This window comes from Sporolactobacillus spathodeae, assembly GCF_016908935.1.
In the GTDB taxonomy this organism is placed as follows: Bacteria; Bacillota; Bacilli; order Bacillales; family Sporolactobacillaceae; genus Sporolactobacillus; species Sporolactobacillus spathodeae.
The window spans coordinates 1-23,892 of sequence record NZ_JAFBEV010000027.1; the positions used below are offsets into that span (position 1 = coordinate 1).

A 23,892-nucleotide genomic window follows, 5' to 3' on the forward strand; every position below is an offset into this window, starting at 1 on the left:
TCTAACTTCTCAGGTTCGGCCTAACTTTTGCCCGATTCGGTCTAACTTTTCACGGGTTCGGCCTAACTTTTCCACGATTCGGTCTAACTTCTCAGATTCGGCCTAACTTTTCACGGGTTCGGCCTAACTTTTGCCCGGTTCGGTCTAACTTCTCAGGTTCGGCCTAACTTTTGCCCGATTCGGTCTAACTTTTCACGGGTTCGGCCTAACTTTTGCCCGCTTCGGTCTAACTTCTCAGGTTCGGCCTAACTTTTCACGGGTTCGGCCTAACTTTTCACGGGTTCGGCCTAACTTTTGCCCGCTTCGGTCTAACTTCTCAGGTTTGGTCTAACTTCTCAGGTTTGGTCTAACTTTTGCCCGCTTCGGTCTAACTTCTCAGAGTTTCAGTGCGACTCCCAGATTAAACGCTAATCGGTCAGAAGTCTGGCCCTAACCGCCCTGCTGAGTGTGCATCTAGAAAACGCGCGGGCATTCAGAAAAACTTGGCATAGCCAAGTCCTTTTTGAACAATTGCGCTTCGGCTGCTCGCTTGCCACGGGCGCCGCGCGTCTCCCCAGACAAGCGAGAATCTGCGGGGTCTCCACTTGGCTCGCTTTTCCCGCAAGGCGCCAGCGCACCTCGCTGCATTTTTGTGCGAAAAACTTTATACTTCTTATCTCTTAAAAAGCACGCTTCTGACAATCAGAAGCGCGCCGCATTTTATTGATTCAAATCGTTTGGCAGATGATAGCCGTCATACTGTTTGTGTGTCTTTATATAATGAAGGAATTGTTTGGAGTGGTAGGCTTCGACAATTGCTTTCGCCCATGGTGCGCTTTTATTCGTATCGGCGACGGCTACGTTAACGGAAAATTTATCAAGCAAGTTTTCCAGTTTCAGTGCGGACGTCAGTTTCAACCCGCTGGATACCGCAAAGTTGCCTTGAATCACTCCATAATTTACATCCGGCAGGGCGCGAACCTCTTGCGCATTATTCATATCCTTCAAAACGAGATGATGCGGATTGCTCGTGACATCTTTCAGTGAGGCGTTGGCAGGATTGGCTTTCGGATTCAGCTTAATCCAACCCAAATCCTTAAGAATCACAAGACCTCGATACAGATTTGAGGCTTCATTTGGAAGGGCAATCACATCGCCGTCTTTCACAGCTTTTAATGATTTGGATTTGCCGGCGTATACACCCATTGGCGGTCCAGGAATCTGCACAATGCCCACATTGTGGATGCCTTCCTGCTGGTTCACAAACGCCATATAAACCGGATGCTGCATGATGTTTGCATCAATCTGGCCTTTCGCTACTGCGACATTGACCTGAATGCCATCGGTAAAATCCTTCGTTTTGACTGTGTAGCCTTTTTTCTTCAGAATCGGCGCAATGCCTTCCTTGAACATCTGCTCATAAGGGCCGGCATTGAATCCGACTGTAATTGTCTTTTTTGTTTTGCTCGTACTTGATGAATCAGATGCCGATGGATTCGAACATGCCGTACCAATAGCTAAAATAAAGATGAGAACCAAACTGATGAATCCAATTGCTCTTTTTTTCAATACAATCGCCTCCTAAAAAATGAATAGTTTATATGAAAAGTAATCTCAGTTGATTACTGAGTTATAAATATTGAAAGGCCCAAAAAATTCATTCACACTTACTGCCTGACTGCCAAATTTTCTAGAGATTGAATCGCCTCAACCACTTTTTCCTCTGTCACGGAATAAGGCAGAAGATGAATCGTCTTATCGGGCGTCACCGTTTGCGCAGCAAGTTCCCGGATGCCGTCTTCTGGCAGATCAGCAAGATTCAGATCGGCAAGGCTGAACGGCAACTGAAGACTTCGATAAAAAGGCCTCAATTTCTCTATCTCATCCTGATTCTTTTCAAGCGCCAATTGAAGAATAATGCCATAGGCGACTTTTTCTCCGTGCAGCAAATGCTTTGTCTCACTAAAAGTAGTCAAGGCGTCATGAACTGAATGTGCAGCGGTCGCTCGCCCAAGCTCATCCGCAAAACCGCCAACCAGGCCGCCTGCCATAATCGTTGTTTCCATCACAAGCTTCCAATCGTCGGTAACTTTCTGATCGCGCATCGCTCGAACCGCCTGCTGCGCATGCTGCAGCGGGATATCCCGGCATAAACGGGCCGATTGACGGGCGTAAATCACAGCCAAACTGCTGTCGCCTGCTGCCCGAAGCAGACGCTCGGTTTCATACCATTTGGCGAGTGTGTCAGCAATCCCTGCAACAAAAAATCGGACCGGAGAAGCTGCAATCACCCGTGGCTCGATCAGGACCAAATTCGCCTGCTTCGGATAAATACGATGCCCGAGCGATGTCCCATTTTCCGCATAAATCACGCTCAATGCAGACCATGCGGCACAATTACTCGCCAACGTTGGCAAGAGAATCAAAGGCAGATTGCCCGCATGATAAGCCGCCGCTTTCGCCGTATCGAGAACCTTTCCGCCGCCAAGACCAATCAACGCATCGGCGCCTGTTGCTCGGATCGTTTGTATCAGTTTTTTAATCTCCGCTTCAGAACATTCACCGCTGAACGGAAAATCCACAATTTCGGCTGGCAAAGCCTGTAAATCTGGCAAGTACGGAAGTGCCGCGTGCAACGATTTTTCGCCGTGCAGAAAAATAATTTTCTTCAAAAATAGTTTTTCAATGGCTTCAGAAAGAAAATCATAGGCGCCTTCTTCTGACAGATACTGTTGCGGCGCAATCCTTGATACCAAAGGCAAGACCATCATCCCCTTTTTATCTCTCATCTGATCAGTTGATGACAACACTATGGACAGACATCAATGCATCGTCATGCCGCCGGTCACGTTAATCGCCTGACCGGTCATATAAGCGGACAGCGGACTGGCCAGGAAAAGCGCGACATTGGCGACATCGGCGGGCTGCGCGGTTCTGCCGAGCGGCACCTGAGAACAATCTTCTTGATAAATTTGTTCTGGCGTCAGGCCCCTCAATTTGGCGCCATCGACCCGTTCCCGTTTTTTCATTGGTGTTTCCACAATTCCAGGACAAATCGCATTGACAAGAATGCCCTTCGCCGCCAGTTCAATCGCCATCACTTTCGTGAAGCCAAGAACGGCATGTTTCGACGCGCAATAATTGCCCATGCAGCGATAACCATTTTTCCCTGCCTGCGAAGCAATATTAATGATCCGACCGGATATTCCCCGATCCGTCATTTGTCGGGCAACGACTTGAGACACGAGGTAGGTTCCTTTGGCATTGACGGCCATCACGCGGTCCCAATCGTTCTCTTTGATGTCAATTGCGAAATCCATTGTTGAAATACCCGCGCTATTAACTAAAACATCGATGGGTTCCCAAAAAGCAGTCAGCGTGTCAACGGCTTTTTCAATTTCTTCCTTTCGGGTCACATCCAAATGCAGATGCGCCAATTTTTCTGAAACGATCTTAAAATCTTCTTTAAAGGCGACATCTGCTAACGCAACGCGTGCGCCCGCTTCCAAAAACAAATCGGCGATGCCTTTTCCAATTCCTGACTTAGCACCGGTAATCAATACCGTTTTTTGCGATAGATCAATAGAAATCATTTTTCAAACCTCGAATCTTTAGAATAAGTTCAACGCGTGTATCCGCTCCGCAGCTTCTTCGAGAATCTCCGTTCGGTGAACGAGGCTGACACGGATATAACCGTCTCCTTTTTCCCCGAAGCCGATGCCGGGCGCGACAACCAAATGTGCCTGCTCAAACAGCAAGTCCGAAAATGTCTGGCTCGTATAACCATCTGGGACGGGTAGCCAGGCAAAAAAGGTACCAGCGGGCTTCGGCATTTGCCAACCGATTTGCCGCAATCGGTCAATCAACAGATCCCGCCTTTTCTGATAGGTAGCAACAATCGTGCGGATGCTGCTCGCTTCAGAAGCCAGCGCATAGGCAGCCGCGTCCTGAACGGCGCCAAACACGGTACTGCAGGCATGCGTTTGGTAATGATTGAGCGCTTGAATAATCGACGCGTTGCCCACAGCAAAGCCGAATCGCCAGCCCGCCATATTAAATGTTTTGGAGAGCGTATAGACCTCGACTGCAAAATCTTTGGCGCCTTCTGTTTGCAAGAGACTCACCGGTTTACGCGTATCAAAACCCAGCGATGCATAAGCGAAGTCATTGAGTACAGGAATATTATTTTGTTTGGCAAAATTTATCGTCTCGCGGTAGAACGATTCGTTGGCCAAGGCTCCAGTCGGATTATTCGGATAATTGAGCATAAGCAGCCCGGTCCGCGCCTTCACGTGTTCCGGCACTATTTGATAATCCGGCAAGAAACCGTTCGCCGCTTCCAATGGCATCGCATAAACAGGGGCACCGGCAAGCGCGGCCGCCGAATGGTAAATTGGATAGCACGGATCGGTCGTCAGCAGATAATCGCCGGGATTAAGCAGGACCTGAGGAATCGCCGTGATGCCGATATGCGACCCGTGAAACACCGACACTTCAGTTTCCGGATCCAGGCGAACGCCGTACGTTCGTCGGTAAAAATCAGTAATCGCCCGCCGAATATTCTCCTTTCCAAGGAACGGCGGGTACGCATGATTCACCGGATCATCCACTGCCCGCTTCATCGCCTCAACGATCGGCTGTGGCGTTGGTAAATCAGGATTGCCTTTGGAAAGATTGATGAACGGTTTCCCCACATCCGGCGCAGCATGCGCGAGTTTTTCATCTAAATCATTAAAAAAATTAACAGGAAGCTGTTTGACCCGTTCCGAGGGTTTAAAAACTGCCATATCGAGACCTCTCTCAGTTCAACAAATGATGTAGTGATTAACTTCCAAAAACCAAGGGTACAATTTTCTCTAAATATTCGGCATCAACCGAATCAAAATTTGAAAAGTATGGACTATCTAAATCAAGAACGCCGAAGAAATTGCCCGTTTCCGGATCGAACACCGGCACCACAATTTCCGATTTCGAACGGGCATCGCACGCAATGTGACCAGGAAACTGGTGAACGTCTGGGACAATCTCCGTCGTCTTTGTCGCGGCTACTTTCCCGCAGACACCTTTGCCAAGCGGGATGTGCATGCAGGCGACCCGCCCCTGAAACGGACCGAGAATCAATTCGTCATTCTTCCAGCGGTAAAAGGAAGTCCCATTCAAACGAGGCACCCTTTCAAAAATTAATGATGTCATATTGCTCATATTGGCGACCAAATCGGATTCATTTTGAAATAAAGCTTGGATTTGAACGAAAAGGTCCTGATAGATCTTACTTTTTTCCATTCAAGGTCTGGCCTCCACTCTATGCTTGTTTCCACAATCTTGTCGCGCAGCTCAGCGCTCGCTTGTGTAGAACGTTTGGCGCGGCTCGGGCTTCAGTTTGAGCGCTTTTCTCGACTTTTCGAGCGCTTAAATCCGTCTTGCTTTAGCAGCTAGGAAATTGCCAAATGACTGGACAGCTTGAACAACAAGAATCAGAATAACGACGGTCGCAATCATTGTGAATGTATCAAACCGTTCATAGCCATAAGATATGGCAAGATCGCCGATCCCGCCTCCGCCAACCGTGCCTGCCATGGCGGTGGCACCGATCAGCCCAATCGTCGCGGTTGTCAGGCTAAGTATCAGGGAACCCAGCGCCTCGGGCAATAGGAAATGCCAGATCACTTGCCATGGCGAGGCGCCCATCGCGTTGGCCGCCTCCAAAATGCCCGCGTCAACTTCAAGAAGAGAATTCTCGACAAGCCGGCCAATATAGGGGGCGATAAAAACAATCAAAGGCACAATTGCAGCCGGCGTGCCAATCGTTGTATGCACAATCAGTCGCGTAAACGGAATAATCGCAACCAGCAGAATAATAAACGGCAGCGAGCGGATCACATTAATCACCGGGTTCAACACGCGATAAATCCATTGATTTTCCAGAACGCCGCCGGGCCTTGTCACGACAACGCTAATACCAAGTAAAATGCCAATAATGGCGCCGACAACAAGCGAAAATAGAACCATCACCAATGTGTCCTGAAGCGCCTGCATGAATTGCTGCAAGGTGATCGTTGTTTGAATCATCGTTACGCCTCCTCCAGATAGATTCCGAGATGCTTCATATAATTAATCGCTTTGTTAACCGCTTCCTGCTCACCTTCAAGTTGAATGACCATATGCCCGACCCTTTTCCCCTGAATTTCAGACATATTTGCATAGAGAATATTGACCGTCACTGGGAAATTTTTAATGAGCTGGTTAATAATCGGCGCAGATACGGTTTGATCAGCGAATTCAATCTTTAAAATTTGCCCTTTTTCGTTTTTGAAGGATTCCAACTGATCCGAAAGGCCATCAGGAATCACCGTGCGAACGAAATCACGTGTCGTCGGATGCTTCGGATGAACGAAAACATCAAAAACGCTGCCTTCTTCAATAATCTTGCCTTTTTCCATGACCGCGACTTTTTGACAAATCTTTTGAATTACGCCCATTTCATGCGTGATGACAAGCATCGTGATTTGATACTCTTGATTAATCCGCTTCAATAGGGCCAGGATCTGTTCCGTCGTTTTTGGATCGAGCGCACTCGTCGCCTCATCGCAAAGCAAAATTTCCGGATTCAATGCTATTGCCCGAGCAATTCCCACGCGCTGCTTTTCGCCCCCGGACAGCTCATTGGGATAACGCTCAACTTTATCCGTCAAACCGACAAAGTCCAGAAGCTCTGTCACACGTTTCTTGATCGCGTCCTTACTCCATCCGTCTAAGATCAATGGAATCGCCACGTTCGCAAAAACAGTTTTCGATTCCAGTAGATTGAAATGCTGGAAAACCATCCCGATTTTCTTTTTAAAATGGCGCAATTGTTTTTTATTGCATGTGGACCAGTCGCTGCCATTGACAATGACTTTCCCAGACGACGGCGTCTCCAACGCATTGACCATTCGGATCAACGTGCTTTTCCCAGCACCGCTGTAACCGATCACACCATAAATTTCCCCATCATGAATCGTTAAATGAACATTTTTCAGCGCCACTGTCTCCGAGTCTTTGCCGTGATAAATCTTTGATACATCTTGAAATTCAATCATCGAAGAAACCACCTGACCTTTTAGAAAATCCGCGTAAGAAAAATTGCGCTACGGCTGCTCGCTTGCCGCGGGCGATCCGTGAGCCTCCTCAGACAAGCTAGAATCTGCGGGGTCTCACTTGGCTCGCTTTTCCCGCAGGCGTCTCGCGCCTGCACTCCATTTTTTTCGTATAATAAATACGTTCTTAAAAAAAATAAAAATCTTCTGGCAGAACGCACAGAAGATTTTCACAAATGTGTTTATCTTTCAGTCGCTGCTGCTGGAATTAGCACAGTACCTTGAAAGGTCTGTTGCTGAAGCATCATCGGGCCAGTTCCCTCGTCTTCTCTGGATAAACGGTCTATTTAATTATGAGTTTTTCAGTAGGTATTATTGGTATTATATGCGTTGCTTTTCTATTCGTCAATAAATTCGATATTAATACTTGGAATAGGCGTGTTCAATCCATAGGGAACAAGCTTTTGCCAAGGCCTATCCCTGCGCAACTGACGCGCTTTCGCCTGATATTTGCCAACGAAGCTAGTAATCTGTAAATCTCTCTATATACTTTTTCTACTGCCATGTTATCTGTTTATATAGCCAAGAAGACAATGACTTTTTTCGACAAGTTACCACATTCTTCTACACATTGTAAATTGAGCATGACTAAATAATCAGGTATAATTAACTTGTTAGCATGGAATCCAATAATTTGATATTAAAATACCATTTTAACGGGTGAGTGCTTATGCAACCAAATTTAACGCCTATTCAACCAGAATTAGGTCCTAAAAAATTTTATATCAGCGTCCACAAGAAGTTCTGGATCAGCCATCTTGTTTCAATTGGTTGGCTTATTTTCTCAGTCTATCTCTCAATCCCCTGGCTCAGGGACTTTTCTTCGATTTCTTCATTTCCAGTCGCATTAATCGTCATCTGCGGCATTGCTTACATTCCTGGCTACATGAACGCATTTCTTGTGATTAGCCTATTACTTGATAGGCAGCCTAAAATTTCCAATAGATTTCCAAAAGATCCTGTGACGTTACTCATTGCTGCATTTAATGAGGAAGATTCTATCTTCAATACGCTCAAATATGTGGCAAATCAAGACTATCTAAAAAAAATGCACGTTATCGTGATCAATAATAATTCATCCGACAATACCGATTCAGAGATTAAACGGGCCTCGAAAGAATTTGGCCTGACGATTAAAATTCTTCATGAAGCGAAACCGGGCAAGTTTCACGCTTTGAACAAGGGGTTAACATATGTTACCACACCGTATGTGATCACCCTAGATGCGGATACGTTGCTTCATCCCTCCGCTGTTCGTTTCCTTGTATCAAAAATAAAAAATAGCCCAAATAATGTATGTGCCGTTGCTGGGTCGATGCTCGTTCGAAATAGTCGCGAAACGCTTTGGACGCGCATCCAAGAATGGGACTATTTTCTTGGGATAGCTTCTATTAAAAGATTACAAGGGCTTTATCAAGGAACACTCGTCGCACAAGGGGCATTCAGCTTATATAAAACGGAATGCGTTCGAGCAGTGCACGGATGGCCAAACGCTATCGGCGAAGATATCGTCTTAACCTGGCGCTTGCTGCAAAAAAATTGGAAAGTGTATTTTGAACCATTAGCCATTGCTTTCACAGATACGCCGACTTCATTAAAGCAATTTGCAAAGCAACGTTCACGTTGGGCAAGAGGAATGATTGAAGGTTTGACAGAGATTAAACCGTGGCATCAGCCTCAATTATTCACGAAATATCTCACTGGGATTAATTTCATCATGCCTTATCTAGATTTGGTTTACACACTTTGCTGGATTCCTGGATTAATCTTGGCATTCTTTGGTATTTACTGGGTTGTTGGGCTGATGACATTATTGGTTCTACCTTTAACTTTTATCAGTTACGGCTTACTCTATTTCTATCAAAAGCATTTTGTTTTTAATCAATTAAATTTACGTGTTCGAAAAAATCCATTAGGATTTATCTTGTTTCTCTTTTTTTACCAATTAATCATGTCGCCTGTTTCAGTATGGGGCTATTTCCAGGAATTTTTCAAACGTGAACGCGTTTGGTAAGATACGATTCATTGGATGATTTATCAGATCATTTATGCTGTTCGGTCAGAAAAACTACATTAAGATAGCTATTTTTCAGAAAAGTTTGGCTACGCCAAGTCTTTTTTTGCAAAAATTGCGCTTCGGCTGCTCGCTTGCCGCGGGCGATCTGTGAGCCTCCTCGAACAGGCAAAAGTCTGCGGGGTCTCACTTAGCTCGCTTTTCCCGCAGGCGTCTCGCGCCTTCGCTCCATTTTTTTGTGCAAAATCTTATATATTCTTATCTTTTTAGAAAAATTTGGCTTAGCCAAGTTTTTTTTTCCAAAAATTGCGCTTCGGCTGCTCGCTTGCCGCGGGCGATCTGTGAGCCTCCTCGAACAGGCAAAAGTCTGCGGGGTCTCACTTGGCTCGCTTTTCCCGCAGGCGTCTCGCGCCTTCGCTCCATTTTTTGTGCAAAATCTTATACATTTCTTATCTCTAAAAAAGATATTTTTTTCTAGTACTTATTCGCAATTGTTGGTTTTGTTGATTATGTTGACTTTGTTGAATAGGATGAAACATATCGCTTATAATTGGAATTGGAGGTGATTCATCTCATGTATTATCGGACAGAATCTGATCAAGAATCATTGTGGGACAGTGTCTTGACACTTTATACAATCGATAAAAAAATGGCTTTCTCTGTTTTCAAAGAAACCGTTAAAAATATATTTGCAGCCATGCGGGTGCATCTGCACATCTCAGAAATCATATTCGAATTACCAGTAAAAAAAGATTTGTACACTTTGAAACATATTGATCATCAAATCCAAGAGGCACTGCAACAATCAGATAAAAAGAAAGCTTGTGAGATGCTTGTCGATTTCATTGATCAGTTAAGCAACATGCATGAAAAAAATTCAAACACGATTAATAGACAAGTTATGGTTTCGCTACTGGAACAGCAAAGTAAAATGATGAATGAAAATGACGTATCCTCCCAAACGTTGCATACAAAAACAGAAGAGAATTTTTATTCGCCGAATGAAGTCGCTCACAAAATTGGTCTTAGTGATCAAACGGTTCGACGGATGTGTGAAAATGGTAAATTTCCTGGCGCCTATAAAACATCTGGCGGTCATTGGAAAATTCCAGAAAAACTTTTCATTTCAACACGTGATCAAGATAAAAGTGCCGAGCTTGTTTTTGAACGCATCGATATTCGAAATAGAAAGTACGGCGACATCGATGAATATCATTTATGACGCGCCTTTTCCACCCAGCATTTTCATTGATACCACTGTGCTCTGCAGCGCTTTACGAAAAGACGGAATCAATCGGCGAATTCTTAAAGCAGCAAGATTCCCGAGGCTTTTTCGTCCCGTTCTCTCAAAGGTATGTCTTTGGGAATTTGTCACAGCCGTTTTCTGATTTTGATCAAAATGATTTTCATGTTTGGTTATCAGCAATTCGTGAGGAATGCCAATATATTTTGACGAGTAATGAGAATCGTTTTCCGCAAAAGATTGGAATCATCGAACGTATTCATCCCAAAATTTTTTTCAGGCTCTGGAAAATGTCTGAGAGAAAAAAACCTCAGCCCCCTGGTTTAAAGCCATTTGCCTATATTAAAATTGCTTTCCAGTAAGGACCAATTCTCCGGATAGGGAAAACCGAGCGCCCAGTAACTGATACCGCGTAATTTGTATAATCGGACAAGATCGAACTTGGCTTGTGCGCTTCGCGCATCTTCAAACCAGACTTCATGCGTGTTTCCACTGGCATCGGTATACCGATAGAAGGGGGACTGTGCCACTTGATTGTATTGAATGCTCACGCCATGACGAATCGCGCGTTCAAGCGCTTCTTTTGGACTGAATGTTTCTGCTTCCTGTCCTTGTTCGTGAGGGAGCAACCAATCGCGTGCATACGTTTCAAAACCAAGTGAAATTTTATTTGCCGGCATCACGGATAAGGCATAGTCAACCACTCGCTTCATCTCATTAACAGGCGATATCGGTTGCGGTGGACCAGAGCGATAGCCCCACTCATACGTCATTAAAACCACGAAGTCGGCAATACGACCCTGCGCCTCATAATCGTAGGCGATGTAATCCGGGCGCGGCTGATCGATGGCTGTTTTTGGCATCACAGCACTCGAGACAGTATAGCCAAGTGGGTGCAAACGATCGACAACCTCTTGCAGAAAATCATTGAAGCCTTGCCGATCGCCAGGCAGAACACTTTCGAAGTCAATGTTCAGCCCGCGATAGCCTTTTTGCTGCATCACGCTGATGACAGACGTTATTAAAGTATCTCGAGCGGTCGCTGATGTGAAAATCGCATGGGCAACATCGGCACCGGATTCATTGATCGAAAAATTGGCGATCGACATGATCGGTATGACATGCTGCGCATAAGCCGTATATATTGACGCTTGGTCGTCTAAATTATCCAATGTCCCATTTTTCGAAACATGATAAACAAAAGGAATAACCGTCGAAAGCTGGCCGCTGCGCTGGACAATTTCCGCGGCTGCCTCTTGGGCCGGCTGATACGTGTACGCGTTGATTTCAATGACTGATCTTTCTGGCGCAAAAACCAGCTGTGCAGACGGAATCACCAAAGCCTGACCGGGCACAAGCCATTCTGGCAGGGACAAGCCGTTTAGCGCAACAACGCTGACCATGGGTACACGATAGCGATTGGCAATTTCCCACAATGTTTCCCCACCTTGGACGACGTGAATTTGCATCTTTATCCTCCTCTTGCCTTTAGAAAAGCGAGGCGTGGCGCCTTTTTCCCTGACAAATCGCTTGGGATGCCCGCTTTCGTTCCTATTGAAAAAAATTGGGCCGAACATTAAAAAATGCTGCTGATAGCCGTACGCTCTAATCATGATTCATGTTATGCTGGCGCCTCACGATTATGATGATCGTGTGCGCCATTTGCGACAGAGTTTTAAGAAGATGCTTTTGAGCCAAGCTGTTCAACCTTTTTCTGATGATTGGGTGGAAAAATGAATCCAATCGCCAGAAATCATCGGCTGTTGGACTCTGTTAATCTCTTCCCTTGATTGACAGTGCGACAGCAAAACGATCCAGCAGATGATGAATATCATCTTTGATCGAACGCAAGTGAATTTAACGTTTTTGTAATTTTCCTGTGATTTACTAATTTTTACAAAATGGTAGGATTTAAATAGATTGAAATTTGTTGGAGGCATACACCATGAAGATGAAGAAGCGGCTGACGTTTATTGTAATTGCTGCCGTTTTGCTGAGCCTGATTCCTTTTGGAAAAGCGGCGAATGCGACGAGCATTTACAGCCAATCGGTCAGCGAGCGCTACGTGAATCACATGAAGTCAATCGGTAAAAATCGGCAGCTGGTCCTCGTCACTGCGACCGGCTACCACACCAGCTATGCCAAAGTACAGCTATTTGAGAGAAACACGGCCGGCAAGTGGAAACGGAAAGCCATTATCAACGCCATCATTGGCCGGAATGGATTCGCAGTGCCGTATCAAATGCGCGAAGGTGGCTGGAAATCGCCGCAAGGAAAGTTTAACATGACGCAAAGTTTCGGCCGATACGCGAATCCCGGCACAAAATTGCCTTACCATCGGATTACCGCAGACGACGTGTGGGTCGACAACGTGCATTCACGCTACTACAATACGTTGCAATCGATTCGCGCCACACACGAGCAAAGCGAGAAAATGAATATTCCGCAATACAATTACGGCTTCGTGATCAATTACAATACGACGAGACGGACGCCAGGCAAAGGCAGCGCGATTTTCTTCCATATCGATGATCACCGGTACGGCTATACAGCCGGTTGCACAGCCGTTTCAAAAAGCGAAGTCGTTCGTATTTTAAAATGGATCAATCCTGCGAAAAAGCCAATTATTATCCAGGCTGTCACCAAGCGGTTGGGGAAATATTGATAAAGTAACCTGGTAAGATCACTCAGATCACTCAGATCACTCAGATCACTCAGATCACCATCCGATAATAGGCACACATAAAAAAAAAGTCCGAAAAAGAGCAAGAACTGCTGTTTTTCAGACTTTTTTTGTGTACCTATTACTATCGAAGTCGAATTTTCGTCACAAAAAAATCAATAGAATAGAGAATATGATGTACCCTATTTTTGCTGAGCGTTCGGGATCAATCAAACTCACAAAAACGCCGCGCCTTCGAACCATGCGGGGATACCCGCGGTGAGCAGTGCTGTCAAATGGCATTCGGCGAGCTCGGCATCAGTTGCACCGCACAATCGAGCACCATCAACGTGTAGTCGGACGCCTTCTTGATAGCGTTCAGAGGTATTTATTGCGACAAGGACAAGCTCTTTAAGTTTTTTTGGAACATTGCCGCTATTGAGCGTTGCATTTCTGAGATTCGTGTAATGAATCAGCACCTCAGGATTGGATTTTTCCAGCTGAAGAACCCATGTTGGCACTCCATGACTCTGAGTTTTGTAATAATCAAGGCACTGCTCGATGTTTTGGAAATTAGCTTCCTTTGCTTGATACGGTTGAACAATGACACTTTTGCCTTTAGATTTCTCATAGTCCGATGCAAATTTTACAGATTTAATGCCTTCAAGCCAGGCTGGAAGTCCACGGGAGATGACGCAGACTGACAAAATTTCGGCCAATTCATCCAAGTGCGCTCCGGCATCAACTGCTCCCTGCGTATGATATAACATACTTCGTTCATAGCGTCTAGCAGCGTTTATCCCGACAAGAATTAATTCTTTTTCCTTTCGTGACAAGGCACCATCGACGAGTATCGCTCCGCGAAGACGCGTATAAGCATCCAGCGCTTCCGGTGAAAACTGTTGCATTTTCGCAACCCATTCCGGTACTTCTCCATAAACCTCTTTAAAATAGCCAAGTGCGTCAGCCATGATTAAACCTCCTAATCTTTTATTTAAACGAAAGCACAACTTTTCCAGGCACCTGATTCAAGGCGTTCTGAAAGGCAAGATCAGCCTGCTGATAGGGAAATATATTGGAGATAAGTTCTTCAAAATGAAATTCTGGCCGAGAAGCATAGGCGACAGTCCTTTGAAAGCTTTCTTTGGTGACGCCATAACTACCGGTAATACTCAACTCGCCACGGACAATCTGATCCATGGGTAGCGAAAATGAGCGATCAGATATGCCAATAAGAATCAACTGACTGCCTTTTTTTAGTAGGCTGACGGCTGTTTGAGGAACAGATGGATGCCCGGAGCTGTCCAAAACAGCATCATAGCCTTGTGGACTTTTTTCAATTAATTGCTTTACTGCCTGATCGCCAATCAGGACCGTTTCATCCGCACCCAACTCTTTTGCCTTTTTCAGCCTCGATTTGTCGCCAGCAACACCGACGGCGACAATTTTTTTTGCTTTCAAACCGGCAAGCACACGAATTGTCGCTAATCCAATCGGCCCTGGACCAAATACAACAATTGTTTTCCGCTCAATCTCCGCGATTTTATCGACTGCGGTTACACTGACGGCTACCGCTTCCAAAATAGCAGCGGTAGTATCAGCTACCTGATCACCAAGAACAACGAGATTTTTTTCTTGAACAATCAGATATTCAGACATCCCGCCACCTCTCCGAAATCCATATTGAAGGGATTGCGGGGGATTTTTTGAGGTATAAAAAGCACCCCAATCGCAGCGGTTTTCTTCACCCCTCTGGCAAAAATCACACGTGCCACAGGGAATATAGGGATTCACTACGACTCTTTTTCCAAGCAGCGCAGGATCGGCTTGAGCCCCGAGTGCCGACACGACACCACATATTTCATGTCCTAAGACAAGTGGGTAATCAATCCATCGATAACCACCGTGACCGGCATACATATGCAGATCGCTGCCACAAATACCGACTGCTGAAATTCGAAGCAAAACATCATGTGCACCCGGCGTTCCAATTTCTAGTTCACTGACTGAAAGGTCATGTGGTAACGCTGAATTTTTAACAATTGCTTTCACAACAAGGAACTCCTTCCTTTTCAAATAGTCTTGAAAATCATTGTGATCCCTTGCCCTCCGGCAGCACATAGCGTTGCCAAACCATACTCAACCTGCCTTTCTTGCATCGCGTGGATGAGCGTCACGCAAATACGCGCACCACTATTTCCAATCGGATGACCAAGGGCAATCGCACCGCCATGTATATTGACCTTGTCACCCGGCAGGTCAAGTTCATGGATGACTGCCAGTGATTGAGCCGCAAAAGCCTCATTAAGTTCAATCAAATCCATCTGCTGCAGACCGAGTCCAGAAAAATTCAAAGCACGACGCACAGCTTCAACCGGACCAATGCCCATACGTCTCGGATCGACCGCGGAAACGCCTAGACCAATGATTTTAGCTATTGGCATCAGTCCAAATCGTTTCACCCAATCTTCCGATGCCACGAGTAGTAATGAAGCACCGTCATTCAGTCCCGATGAATTGCCTGCTGTGACTGTACCGTTTTCCTGGAAAACCGGTGGCAGCGCCGCCAACTTTTCCAGACTCGTTTCACGAGGATGTTCATCCGTCTCAAAGATCTTCGGTGGCCCTTTTTTCTGGGGAGAAAGGAGGAGCACAATTTCTTTTTTGAAATGGCCCTGGGTAATCGCCTGCTGCGCTTTAACCTGACTGTTTAGCGCAAAAAGGTCCTGCTCCCTGCGGCTGATTGAATACTCTTCGGCAAGATTTTCCGCAGTAAGCCCCATTGTTAGCCTTCCGTACAATTGCTCCGGCTGTGATCCCGGCTGACTTTCTTTATTCGGATCGAGAATTTGACCGTTTCCAGCGCGATAACCGTAGCGAGCCTCACGAAGATAATAGGGTGCCGTGCTCATGCTCTCCGCACCACCAGCTAATACCGCCTCGTGAAGGCCGGAACAAATCGCCAAATAGGCGTTATGAATGGCTTGCATCCCGGAGCCGCATTGCCTGTGCACGGTATAGCCGGGCAGACGCTCAGGAAGACCTGCTTTTAACGCGGCATACCTGGCAAGATTCGACTGATCCTGGGACTGTTTCGCCTGACCAATGATGATTTCATCGAGCGCATTCGGATCAAAAGACTCGTTTTCAACGATATCCCGGACTAATGGAAGAAGCAGTTCATCTGCGGTGAAATTTTTAAGTGAACCGCCAACTTTTCCCACTGCTGTTCGTCTTGCACTGACAATATAAACACTTCGGTTCACAAAGGTCGCTCCTTACGTTCTCTAAAATTTAAAAGAATATCAAAAGCAAAAGCCGTATCCCTGCGAATCGTATCAAGGCTGTTTCCCTCCAGAATCTCAGTCAAGTACCAGGTATTCTCAAGCCTACGAAAGACAGCACGCTCCGTAATCACCAGGTCAGCGGGGCGTATTGATGTAACGGGACAGGTGCATGAAGCGATTAGCTTCGGCTGATTATTTTTCGTTGTATGAAGCATGGTTATGATCACTTTCTTGGCACCAACCAGTAAGTCCATTGCTCCGCCAACACCGATGATATTTTGATTGGGCACCGCCCAATTAGCCACGAGGCCCTGAGCATCGACCTGGAGAGCACCCAATACAGCAACAGAAATGTGGCCACCGCGAATCATGCCAAATGAAGCCGCACTGTCGAAATAAGAAGCACCCTTTAACTCACCGACAGGCAATTTTCCAGCATTGACGCGCAGCGGATCATAATCGTTCGGCTCCAATGCGCCAACACCCAGCAGACCGTTTTCCGTATGAAAAAAGATGGAGTCTGGAGGAACATACTGCGTGATAAGCGTTGGGATACCAATCCCCAGATTGACAATACTACCTGCTTCCAGTTCGGCCGCGGCGCGCCGCGCGATGACTTCCTTCAGCGTATTCATCGATCCACGACCCCTTCCCGCGTCAACATTCTCCTGCTCTGTACAATCGCATCGACAAAAAGATGCGGCGTGACAATATTCTCTGGAGGCAGCTGCCCGCAAGCCACTATTTCATCCACTTCGGCGATAACATAATCGGCAGCAGTGGCCATCACCGGATTGAAGTTCCGAGCAGTCTTGTGATAAGTCAAATTTCCCATTTGATCGGCCTGGTAAGCTTTAATCAGCGCAACATCCGCACGCCAGGAGGGTTCAAATAAATATTTTTCCCCATGAATGACTCGGACTTCTTTGCGTTCCCCAAGTTCAGTGCCGACACCGGTTTTTGTATAAAAACCACCAATGCCCGCGCCGCCTGCCCGAATGGATTCCGCAAAAGTCCCCTGAGGCATCAATTCGATTTCCAGAAAACCCTGATTATAAGCTTCGCCCACTTCCCAGTTACTCGTAAAATAGGAACCCACAGCTTTTTTTACCTGCCGCTGTCTTAGCAGTAGGCCAAGCCCTTGTCCGGGTTCACCCAGATTATTGCTAAGAATGGTTAATTGGTTGACATCCCGTTTAGCTAGTTCTTCAATTAATGTCAATGGTGCACCGACCAACCCAAAACCACCAACCATTAACGTCTGTCCGGAAAAGATTTTATCAACTGCCGAAGATGGTTCAATAATTTTGTTCATCTTTTCTCCTTCTCTAAGGAAAATATTATTTCTGAATCGCCAGTGCACGGATTGGCGAACCTGTCATTCCTTTCAAATTCAGTGGTGTACCAAAAAATGTAAAACGATCGTTTGAAATCTGGTCGAGATGAATGATATTTTCCATAATTAAAATCTCGCGTCCAAGCAGTGCCATATGAACATCACGTCGCATATTTTCATTGATATCGGCATTCGGCAGGTCAAGTCCAATAGCCTTTGCTTCTTTTTCAATCACCCATTCAGCCGCTGATTGATCAAGTGCCTTGCATTCGAAATAGCCCTCTGATTGCCAGTCACCAGCCCAGCAACGAAAAAAGAGAATGTCGCCCGCTTTTATCTCAATATTTGTTTTACGGATATGTTTTTCAATCAATTTGCGGGTTACCGGTTCATCAGGCGATTTATAAGACAAATCCAATAAAACGGCTTCGCCAATTGTGGCATCTAGCGGAATCTGCTCGATCGTCTTTCCCTGATCAAAGAAATGATAGGGTGCATCCAGATGTGTGCCACCATGATCCGACATCATGAATACCTTGCTGGCGAAGCCCTCACACGGTGCCATATAGCGTGCCCCCGATTTGGCACGAGTTTCATAATCCATCACAACCATTCTCGGATGTGATGGGAAGGAAGACAGTCCATCATAGAGGAGAACAGATAGATCAATAATTTTCATGTACGAAATCCCCCTGTAAAAATGAGTGATAAGTGACACTTCCTATTTGCCGGTAGCTAGATTTTGCCAAGTACTTTTCTCAAAAATTGCGCTCCGGCTACTCGCTTGCCGCGGGCGCCGCGCGTCTCATCAGACAGGCTAGAATCTGCAGGGTCTCTCTTTGCTCGCTTCTCCCGCAAGGCGCCAGAGGACCTGCGCTCCATTTTTTACGCAAAATCTAATACACTCTTAAGCTTATAAAAATTCCATCTATTAAATGTCGTCATCCGCAATTACAGATAACCCCAAACAAGAACGGCAATGATATAGACAATACCGACCCAGAACATACAGATCACGGTATAGCCCATGATATCTTTCAATTTAAGTTTCGAAAGAGCAAGCACCGGCAAAATCCAGAATGGCTGAACGAGGTCATTCCAACAATTGCCGAGCATGACCGCCATTGATGTCTGACTCAGAGAGGCACCGATTTGTTTTGCTGCATCGATCATGAAGGGGCCTTGAATAACCCAATGTCCCCCGCCGGATGGTGCAAAGAAGTTGATGATGAAGGAACTGATCAGACCCCAGAACGGTAAGGTATGCGCATCTGAGAAATTTACGAAAACGTGCGAGATAGACACAACAAGTCCGGAACTCGCCATTATTGCCATGATTCCAGCATAGAACGGGTATTGTAGGAGAATTCCCGAGACTGTCTTAATCCCTTCATTTAACGTAGCGATATAGTTATTCGGTGTCCCCAAAAGGATAATTCCTAGGAAAATGATAATGAAATTGACCAGATTCAAATCGAGCGATCGACCGATTGTAAAAGCGTAAACCACGTAGCCAAGACCAAATAGACCAATGATTAAACTAAGCAACCGGCTGTTATTTAGTTTGTAGGCAAGCGTGCGGTCAGCGAGGCTGATTTCTTTTTTTGCCTGCTTCTTCGCAATTTCAACGGATGGATCATATTCGATAACCGTCTCACCTGCTTTTGGGTGAAGTAATGCATTCAAAATAGGAAGCGTAATCAGGATAATCAGAACGACAAGTAGGATCGGCAGCGAGAAGATGGTTTGTGCCAGCGGTATAATCCCCATCGCCTTTTCAAGCGGATGACCTGGCGTTGAAATCAACAGCGGAATACTTGCCGAAAGCCCGAGTCCCCAGACTGTAAAACCACTATAGGCAGCCGCTATAATCAGCGGATAGTGAACGCCTTTGACTTTTGTTGCCAGCTTTTTCGCCATAATCCCACCGATCACCAAGCCGAATCCCCAATTCAAATAACAAGCAATCGCACCAATCAGTGTTGCTACGGCAACGGCTGTTCTCGGCCGGTGTACCTTTTCCGCAATCCGATCCAAAAGTCTGTTGACAATAGGTGCATTAGCCAAAACATAGCCCATTGCAAGAATCACTGCCATTTGTGTCGTGAATGCTAATAGGCTCCAAAAACCGTCACCCCAGGACTGGAGCATTGCAGAAAATGGCTGTTTTTCAACTGCCAAGGCCAAAATTGCACTCAGCACTGTCAGTCCCATAGCAAATACAAATGGATCCGGCAAGTATTTACGCATTAATTCTGAGAAAAAATTAGCGATTTTTGTCATACATTTTTTCCTCCTTGTTCTTCCTGATTTATCCAGTTGAGTAGACGAAGCAATTGATTATTTTTTTGTTGCCTTATTTCCGAAGTTTTTTCCGGCCATTGATAAAACCCTGTGCCACTCTTGAGACCCAACATCCCTTTTTTTACTTTTTCAGCAAGCAAATCGGAAGGTGTTGTTCGATTTTCCAATTCTGGATAGAGATAACAAGCGATGGCGTAATGAACATCCAATCCGTTCAAATCACGCTGCTCTAGCGGTCCACTGACTGCCAACCGTGGACCGATACTGTAACGAACAACGGTATCAATATCCTCAGCAGATGCGACACCGGCTTCGAGCAGAGCAATCGCTTCACGAGCTAGCGCATGCTGTATACGGTTGGCGACAAAACCCGGAACATCCCGCTCAATCAGGACGGGTTTTTTCCCGATACGCGTGAGAAAACGGATGACACGGTCTGCTGTCTCGTGCGTTGTTTTATTCCCTTTCACAACCTCCACGAGGGGCATAATATCGGCCGGCATAAAGAAGTGCGTCCCCAAGGCGCGTTCCGGATAGTCAAGAACACTTGCTATTTTACTGATTGACAGACCTGACGTATTTGTTGCAATTAAGGCTTTCGGAGAACAATGATGCTCAATCTTTCGAAAAACGGATTGCTTAATATCTAAGATCTCGGGAACAGCTTCAATCACCAGATCACTGTCACAAGCCGTATCCATCTTTTGCGAAAAGCTAATCGTTTGTTGCGCTGTTTGTGACGGAAATACAAGACGTAACTGCTCTAAAGCCCTTTCCGATGAGTCAATGATGTTAACGCTTACATTATTTTGTGTAAATAAATTAGCTAGCCCTCTGCCCATGGTTCCGGCACCAATGATCGTGATCTTTTCAATCATTAACTCACCTCCCTTACAAAAAATGAAAAGCTTTCCCATTTCGCCTCTTAGGAATGTTTCTCCCTCGTCAGCTCATAGGAAAGCTCCTTTTTCTCAATTTTTTTGAAAGTGGGTACTTCCAACATTGAGAAATGGCTTTACTTATGGATTAGACTCACATGATCATCATGTGAAGTAAATTAAATAGAAACGCTATTCCGCTCCATTTGTTCAAAATAACGCTGACAGGCTATTTTCAGAGCAACAATTAGTGAATGTGTGGATGGTGCAAAATAATGATTTTCAACCCTTTTTATCAGCGGATCCAAACCATTGTTTAAATCATAACCAACAAGCATTTTTCTAAAAAAGAGCTGTGCAACCCCAGTGATAAGTGTAAATTCAGCATCAATAATACACTGCGTTTTACGATCAATTTCAAGAACAATACCGGAATATTTGTACTGCTCATACATTGATGTTCCCTGAGGCGCCTTTGCATACCCAGTTACGAGAACCGTATCCAGATCAGCCATCCATTCCAAAATCAGATCACCCCATACGATTAGAAAAGAGAATAAAAAACAGCCAACCCATTAATGCAATATCTGTTTCTGAGCTTTCATGCAAAGTTCCAATTAGTGTGATGCACCACACACATACTATATCGATCATGTGTCTAATTTATGACAATTAAGATATACAAATTACCGCTCAGAGAATAGATCAACACTTTTTCGATTAATTTATCAGATACCGAAACTCGTAAGATGATTATAAATTCTATATTTAAATGTTCAAAAAAACTTCTCCTTTTACCGAATCTATAAAAAATTGTATCCTCAATTTTTTTGTTTCTTTTTTTCTATTTCTTTATTTCGCCGCTTAAATTCCTTTTTATAAAAAAACAAAGGTTCGACGGACTCTCCCTCCGCCGAACCTTTGTTTAATGTTTACATACAAACGACTCGCTTACGGCATTTTACCGAGTTTCATCGAGGCGATGTCCGCTTTGATTTCGTCCATGCTTTTATTCAAACCGCTGTCGACAATCGCTGTGATCGCGCCTTCGACAAAGGCCGAGTCAATAATCTCAACTTTGCTGCTGTCTTCGTCCAAGAAATCCAAAGCCATTTGCGCGTTCATATAAGCGCTGCCCATATCGAAGAAAACGAGGACGCCGTCATCGGAATACACGCTCCGAATGGCCTCAGTGATTTTATTAATATCGGTGCCGAGACGACCGTCGTCTGTTCCTCCGGCTAAAGCAACTGGCACATCTTGGGACATCTGAGCGGCAAGCTCCTGTATGCCCTCAACAATTTTTTTACTATGCGAAATAAGTACAATTCCTACCATTTAATTCAGTCCTTTCTTGGTTGTTAACACCCTCACATGCACGGTCAACTTATTTTTCCGCTGCAAAATAATCAGCGACTGCGGCGAGTACCAAGGCTGCCGATGCCGCGCCTGGATCTTGATGGCCGATGCTTCGTTCACCAAGATAGCTCGCTCTACCCTTTTGAGCGACTAATTTTTCTGTACCCACTGCGCCTTCCGCGGCAGCTACCTTGGCGGCGTTCAAGATCTCCTGAGCCGACTTGCCCTGCTGCACCGCATCCGCTGCTGCTTCATAGGCCGGAATCAGCGCATCGAGCATCGTTTTCTCGCCGCGGTCCGATTTGCCGCGCATTTTAATGCCTTCCGCAGCGTCTTTCAAAATCTGAACATAATCAGCCGCGTGCACGTCCTCGCGATCCTTCAGCACCATTGCCGCGCGCAAAAAGGCGGTGCCGTAGAGCGGGCCAGACGCGCCGCCAACATGAGCGACGAGCGCCATCCCGCATTTTTTGAAAAGATCGCCGGCATTTTGAAAGCCGCCTTTATCAAGCGTTTCTTTGACGAACGCGAAGCCCCGGCTCATATTAATCCCGTGGTCGCCGTCGCCAATCGCGCCATCCAATTCTGTTAAATGCTCTTTATTTTTTTCAATGGTTTCTGCCATCAAACGCAGTGCGCCGATGATTTGATTCAATTCTGCCATAAAGTATCCTTCCTTTTCGTTCGTTATTTTGTACCAATTACTTTGAGCGCTGGGGTATCCGCCGTGTCATCAAGCAGCATCTTCAAATCGCTGTCTAGTTTCAGAATCGTAATCGACATGCCGGCCATCTCTAGCGCAGTCATGTATTCGCCGACAAACGTCTGATGCACCGTGACGCCTAATCCTTCAAGCAGTTCATGGACTTTTTTATTGATAATATAAAGTTCCATAAGCGGGGTCGACGCCAGACCGTTCACCATCACAGCCACTTCGTCACCTGACTTTAGCGGATAATCGGCTAAGATTCGATCGAACAATTCTTGAGTAATCGCGTCCGCTGAAACGAGTTTCTCACGGTGCGTCCCCGGTTCGCCATGGATCCCGATGCCGATTTCAATTTCATCCTCAGCCAAGCTAAAATTCGGCTTGCCAGCCGCAGGCACGGTGCATGGGCTGAGCGCCATCCCCATACTCCGCTCATTAGCGATCACTTTTTCGGCTGTTTCTTTGACCTTGTCCAGATCCCATCCTCTTTCAGCTGCCGCACCGGCGATTTTATGCACGAGCACCGTTCCGGCAATGCCGCGTCGCCCAGCAGTAAATGTACTATTTTCAACAGCGACATCATCGTTGACAACGACTGAAGCGACTTGGATGCCTTCCATCTCAGCCATTTCTTTAGCCATATCGAAATTCATTACGTCGCCGCTGTAATTCTTGATGACGAGGAGCACACCTTTGCCGCGATCAACAGCCTTAATCGCTTCATAAATCTGGTCCGGCGTCGGCGAAGTAAAAATCGCGCCGGCAACCGCCGCATCGAGCATTCCTTTACCAATATAGCCACAATGCGCAGGTTCATGGCCGCTACCACCACCGCTGACCACGCCTACTTTATCCGCACTCAGATCTTGGCGAACAAGGACATCCGTCTGATCGAGCCGACGCAAATAGGTCGGATAAGCCTTTGTCATTCCTTCGAGCATTTCATCAAGCGCATTTTCCGGTTTATTAATTAGTTTTTTCATCG

General features: G+C 45.8%; 23 protein-coding genes and 1 riboswitch. Of the genes, 3 read left to right on the forward strand and 20 right to left on the reverse strand.

Translation table 11 applies throughout. The features are described 5' to 3' along the window. Positions 1-699: 699 nt before the first annotated feature. From JOC27_RS11520 to JOC27_RS11550, 7 genes are all read right to left on the reverse strand, one after another. Entirely contained in the window at positions 700-1,548 is an 849-nt protein-coding gene (locus tag JOC27_RS11520; protein ID WP_205007452.1) for a MetQ/NlpA family ABC transporter substrate-binding protein, read from the reverse strand. 98 nt (positions 1,549-1,646) lie between these two features. Further along, positions 1,647-2,747: an iron-containing alcohol dehydrogenase family protein gene (locus JOC27_RS11525; protein ID WP_205007478.1), complete on the reverse strand. Its 1,101-nt coding sequence runs from the start codon at positions 2,745-2,747 to the stop codon at positions 1,647-1,649. Between the two features lie 54 nt (positions 2,748-2,801). Further along, positions 2,802-3,572, reverse strand: coding sequence for an SDR family NAD(P)-dependent oxidoreductase (locus JOC27_RS11530; protein ID WP_205007453.1), 771 nt, complete (start codon positions 3,570-3,572; stop codon positions 2,802-2,804). An 18-nt stretch (positions 3,573-3,590) separates the two neighbouring features. Beyond that, positions 3,591-4,766, reverse strand: coding sequence for an aminotransferase class I/II-fold pyridoxal phosphate-dependent enzyme (locus JOC27_RS11535; protein ID WP_205007454.1), 1,176 nt, complete (start codon positions 4,764-4,766; stop codon positions 3,591-3,593). A 37-nt stretch (positions 4,767-4,803) separates the two neighbouring features. Then, positions 4,804-5,262, reverse strand: coding sequence for a GAF domain-containing protein (locus JOC27_RS11540; RefSeq protein WP_205007455.1), 459 nt, complete (start codon positions 5,260-5,262; stop codon positions 4,804-4,806). A gap of 126 nt (positions 5,263-5,388) precedes the next feature. Continuing rightward, the gene (locus JOC27_RS11545; protein WP_205007456.1) at positions 5,389-6,048 is read right to left on the reverse strand and encodes a methionine ABC transporter permease; all 660 of its coding nucleotides are present in this window, start codon (positions 6,046-6,048) and stop codon (positions 5,389-5,391) included. 2 nt (positions 6,049-6,050) lie between these two features. Further along, positions 6,051-7,058, reverse strand: coding sequence for a methionine ABC transporter ATP-binding protein (locus JOC27_RS11550; RefSeq protein ID WP_205007457.1), 1,008 nt, complete (start codon positions 7,056-7,058; stop codon positions 6,051-6,053). Positions 7,059-7,294: 236 nt separating this feature from the next. Further along, positions 7,295-7,396: riboswitch (SAM riboswitch) on the reverse strand. Between the two features lie 389 nt (positions 7,397-7,785). On the opposite strand from JOC27_RS11550, the gene JOC27_RS11555 reads away from it, so the two are divergent. Both JOC27_RS11555 and JOC27_RS11560 read left to right on the forward strand, forming a co-directional pair. Continuing rightward, on the forward strand, positions 7,786-9,129 hold the full coding sequence (locus tag JOC27_RS11555; protein ID WP_205007458.1) for a glycosyltransferase family 2 protein: 1,344 nt from the start codon (positions 7,786-7,788) through the stop codon (positions 9,127-9,129). Between the two features lie 574 nt (positions 9,130-9,703). Further along, positions 9,704-10,351 (forward strand): helix-turn-helix transcriptional regulator, encoded by a 648-nt coding sequence (locus tag JOC27_RS11560; protein ID WP_205007459.1) that lies wholly within the window; start codon positions 9,704-9,706, stop codon positions 10,349-10,351. Positions 10,352-10,695: 344 nt separating this feature from the next. On the opposite strand, the gene JOC27_RS11565 is transcribed toward JOC27_RS11560, so the two are convergent. Then, positions 10,696-11,841: a glycosyl hydrolase family 18 protein gene (locus tag JOC27_RS11565; protein ID WP_205007460.1), complete on the reverse strand. Its 1,146-nt coding sequence runs from the start codon at positions 11,839-11,841 to the stop codon at positions 10,696-10,698. 476 nt (positions 11,842-12,317) lie between these two features. Here JOC27_RS11565 and JOC27_RS11570 point away from each other — a divergent pair, with 476 nt between their 5' ends. Continuing rightward, positions 12,318-13,037, forward strand: a complete 720-nt coding sequence (locus JOC27_RS11570) for a L,D-transpeptidase family protein (protein ID WP_205007461.1) — start codon at positions 12,318-12,320, stop codon at positions 13,035-13,037. Between the two features lie 233 nt (positions 13,038-13,270). Here the strand turns inward: JOC27_RS11570 and JOC27_RS11575 are convergent, their stop codons facing one another. The 12 genes from JOC27_RS11575 to dhaK all read right to left on the reverse strand — a co-directional run bounded on the left by JOC27_RS11575 (position 13,271) and on the right by dhaK (position 23,890). Further along, a complete protein-coding gene (locus JOC27_RS11575; RefSeq protein WP_205007462.1) occupies positions 13,271-14,005 on the reverse strand; it encodes a carboxymuconolactone decarboxylase family protein in 735 nt (244 codons plus the stop codon). Between the two features lie 19 nt (positions 14,006-14,024). Beyond that, entirely contained in the window at positions 14,025-15,086 is a 1,062-nt protein-coding gene (locus tag JOC27_RS11580; RefSeq protein WP_205007463.1) for an alcohol dehydrogenase catalytic domain-containing protein, read from the reverse strand. A gap of 20 nt (positions 15,087-15,106) precedes the next feature. Next, positions 15,107-16,300 carry an acetyl-CoA C-acyltransferase gene (locus tag JOC27_RS11585; RefSeq protein ID WP_205007464.1) on the reverse strand — a complete coding sequence of 398 codons (1,194 nt, stop codon included), beginning with the start codon at positions 16,298-16,300 and terminating at the stop codon, positions 15,107-15,109. Further along, a complete protein-coding gene (locus JOC27_RS11590; RefSeq protein ID WP_205007465.1) occupies positions 16,297-16,956 on the reverse strand; it encodes a CoA-transferase in 660 nt (219 codons plus the stop codon). The genes JOC27_RS11585 and JOC27_RS11590 overlap by 4 nt, the downstream gene beginning before the upstream one ends. Next, positions 16,953-17,636 carry a CoA transferase subunit A gene (locus tag JOC27_RS11595; RefSeq protein WP_205007466.1) on the reverse strand — a complete coding sequence of 228 codons (684 nt, stop codon included), beginning with the start codon at positions 17,634-17,636 and terminating at the stop codon, positions 16,953-16,955. The genes JOC27_RS11590 and JOC27_RS11595 overlap by 4 nt, the downstream gene beginning before the upstream one ends. A 25-nt stretch (positions 17,637-17,661) precedes the next feature. Then, entirely contained in the window at positions 17,662-18,336 is a 675-nt protein-coding gene (locus JOC27_RS11600; RefSeq protein WP_205007467.1) for a cyclase family protein, read from the reverse strand. A gap of 272 nt (positions 18,337-18,608) precedes the next feature. Further along, entirely contained in the window at positions 18,609-19,940 is a 1,332-nt protein-coding gene (locus JOC27_RS11605) for a short-chain fatty acid transporter (protein WP_205007468.1), read from the reverse strand. After that, positions 19,937-20,839, reverse strand: coding sequence for a 3-hydroxyacyl-CoA dehydrogenase NAD-binding domain-containing protein (locus JOC27_RS11610; RefSeq protein WP_205007469.1), 903 nt, complete (start codon positions 20,837-20,839; stop codon positions 19,937-19,939). Before JOC27_RS11610 ends, JOC27_RS11605 begins: the two co-directional genes overlap by 4 nt. A gap of 179 nt (positions 20,840-21,018) precedes the next feature. Then, positions 21,019-21,354 carry a DUF3870 domain-containing protein gene (locus JOC27_RS11615; protein WP_205007479.1) on the reverse strand — a complete coding sequence of 112 codons (336 nt, stop codon included), beginning with the start codon at positions 21,352-21,354 and terminating at the stop codon, positions 21,019-21,021. A gap of 436 nt (positions 21,355-21,790) precedes the next feature. After that, positions 21,791-22,177, reverse strand: a complete 387-nt coding sequence (gene dhaM, locus JOC27_RS11620; RefSeq protein ID WP_205007470.1) for a dihydroxyacetone kinase phosphoryl donor subunit DhaM — start codon at positions 22,175-22,177, stop codon at positions 21,791-21,793. Positions 22,178-22,226: 49 nt separating this feature from the next. Then, positions 22,227-22,862 carry a dihydroxyacetone kinase subunit DhaL gene (gene dhaL, locus JOC27_RS11625; RefSeq protein ID WP_205007471.1) on the reverse strand — a complete coding sequence of 212 codons (636 nt, stop codon included), beginning with the start codon at positions 22,860-22,862 and terminating at the stop codon, positions 22,227-22,229. A gap of 23 nt (positions 22,863-22,885) precedes the next feature. Next, a complete protein-coding gene (dhaK, locus tag JOC27_RS11630; RefSeq protein WP_205007472.1) occupies positions 22,886-23,890 on the reverse strand; it encodes a dihydroxyacetone kinase subunit DhaK in 1,005 nt (334 codons plus the stop codon). Between the last annotated feature and the right edge of the window lie 2 nt (positions 23,891-23,892).

What these genes read in the sequence shown, in the direction of transcription:
- JOC27_RS11525 (WP_205007478.1), bottom strand. Translation starts at nt 2,747, where the DNA reads ATGGTCTTGCCTTTGGTATCAAGGATTGCGCCGCAACAGTATCTGTCA.
- JOC27_RS11530 (WP_205007453.1), bottom strand. Translation starts at nt 3,572, where the DNA reads ATGATTTCTATTGATCTATCGCAAAAAACGGTATTGATTACCGGTGCT.
- JOC27_RS11535 (WP_205007454.1), bottom strand. Translation starts at nt 4,766, where the DNA reads ATGGCAGTTTTTAAACCCTCGGAACGGGTCAAACAGCTTCCTGTTAAT.
- JOC27_RS11540 (WP_205007455.1), bottom strand. Translation starts at nt 5,262, where the DNA reads ATGGAAAAAAGTAAGATCTATCAGGACCTTTTCGTTCAAATCCAAGCT.
- JOC27_RS11545 (WP_205007456.1), bottom strand. Translation starts at nt 6,048, where the DNA reads ATGATTCAAACAACGATCACCTTGCAGCAATTCATGCAGGCGCTTCAG.
- JOC27_RS11550 (WP_205007457.1), bottom strand. Translation starts at nt 7,058, where the DNA reads ATGATTGAATTTCAAGATGTATCAAAGATTTATCACGGCAAAGACTCG.
- JOC27_RS11555 (WP_205007458.1), top strand. Translation starts at nt 7,786, where the DNA reads ATGCAACCAAATTTAACGCCTATTCAACCAGAATTAGGTCCTAAAAAA.
- JOC27_RS11560 (WP_205007459.1), top strand. Translation starts at nt 9,704, where the DNA reads ATGTATTATCGGACAGAATCTGATCAAGAATCATTGTGGGACAGTGTC.
- JOC27_RS11565 (WP_205007460.1), bottom strand. Translation starts at nt 11,841, where the DNA reads ATGCAAATTCACGTCGTCCAAGGTGGGGAAACATTGTGGGAAATTGCC.
- JOC27_RS11570 (WP_205007461.1), top strand. Translation starts at nt 12,318, where the DNA reads ATGAAGATGAAGAAGCGGCTGACGTTTATTGTAATTGCTGCCGTTTTG.
- JOC27_RS11575 (WP_205007462.1), bottom strand. Translation starts at nt 14,005, where the DNA reads ATGGCTGACGCACTTGGCTATTTTAAAGAGGTTTATGGAGAAGTACCG.
- JOC27_RS11590 (WP_205007465.1), bottom strand. Translation starts at nt 16,956, where the DNA reads ATGAATACGCTGAAGGAAGTCATCGCGCGGCGCGCCGCGGCCGAACTG.
- JOC27_RS11595 (WP_205007466.1), bottom strand. Translation starts at nt 17,636, where the DNA reads ATGAACAAAATTATTGAACCATCTTCGGCAGTTGATAAAATCTTTTCC.
- JOC27_RS11600 (WP_205007467.1), bottom strand. Translation starts at nt 18,336, where the DNA reads ATGAAAATTATTGATCTATCTGTTCTCCTCTATGATGGACTGTCTTCC.
- JOC27_RS11605 (WP_205007468.1), bottom strand. Translation starts at nt 19,940, where the DNA reads ATGACAAAAATCGCTAATTTTTTCTCAGAATTAATGCGTAAATACTTG.
- JOC27_RS11610 (WP_205007469.1), bottom strand. Translation starts at nt 20,839, where the DNA reads ATGATTGAAAAGATCACGATCATTGGTGCCGGAACCATGGGCAGAGGG.
- JOC27_RS11615 (WP_205007479.1), bottom strand. Translation starts at nt 21,354, where the DNA reads ATGGCTGATCTGGATACGGTTCTCGTAACTGGGTATGCAAAGGCGCCT.
- dhaM (WP_205007470.1), bottom strand. Translation starts at nt 22,177, where the DNA reads ATGGTAGGAATTGTACTTATTTCGCATAGTAAAAAAATTGTTGAGGGC.
- dhaL (WP_205007471.1), bottom strand. Translation starts at nt 22,862, where the DNA reads ATGGCAGAATTGAATCAAATCATCGGCGCACTGCGTTTGATGGCAGAA.
- dhaK (WP_205007472.1), bottom strand. Translation starts at nt 23,890, where the DNA reads ATGAAAAAACTAATTAATAAACCGGAAAATGCGCTTGATGAAATGCTC.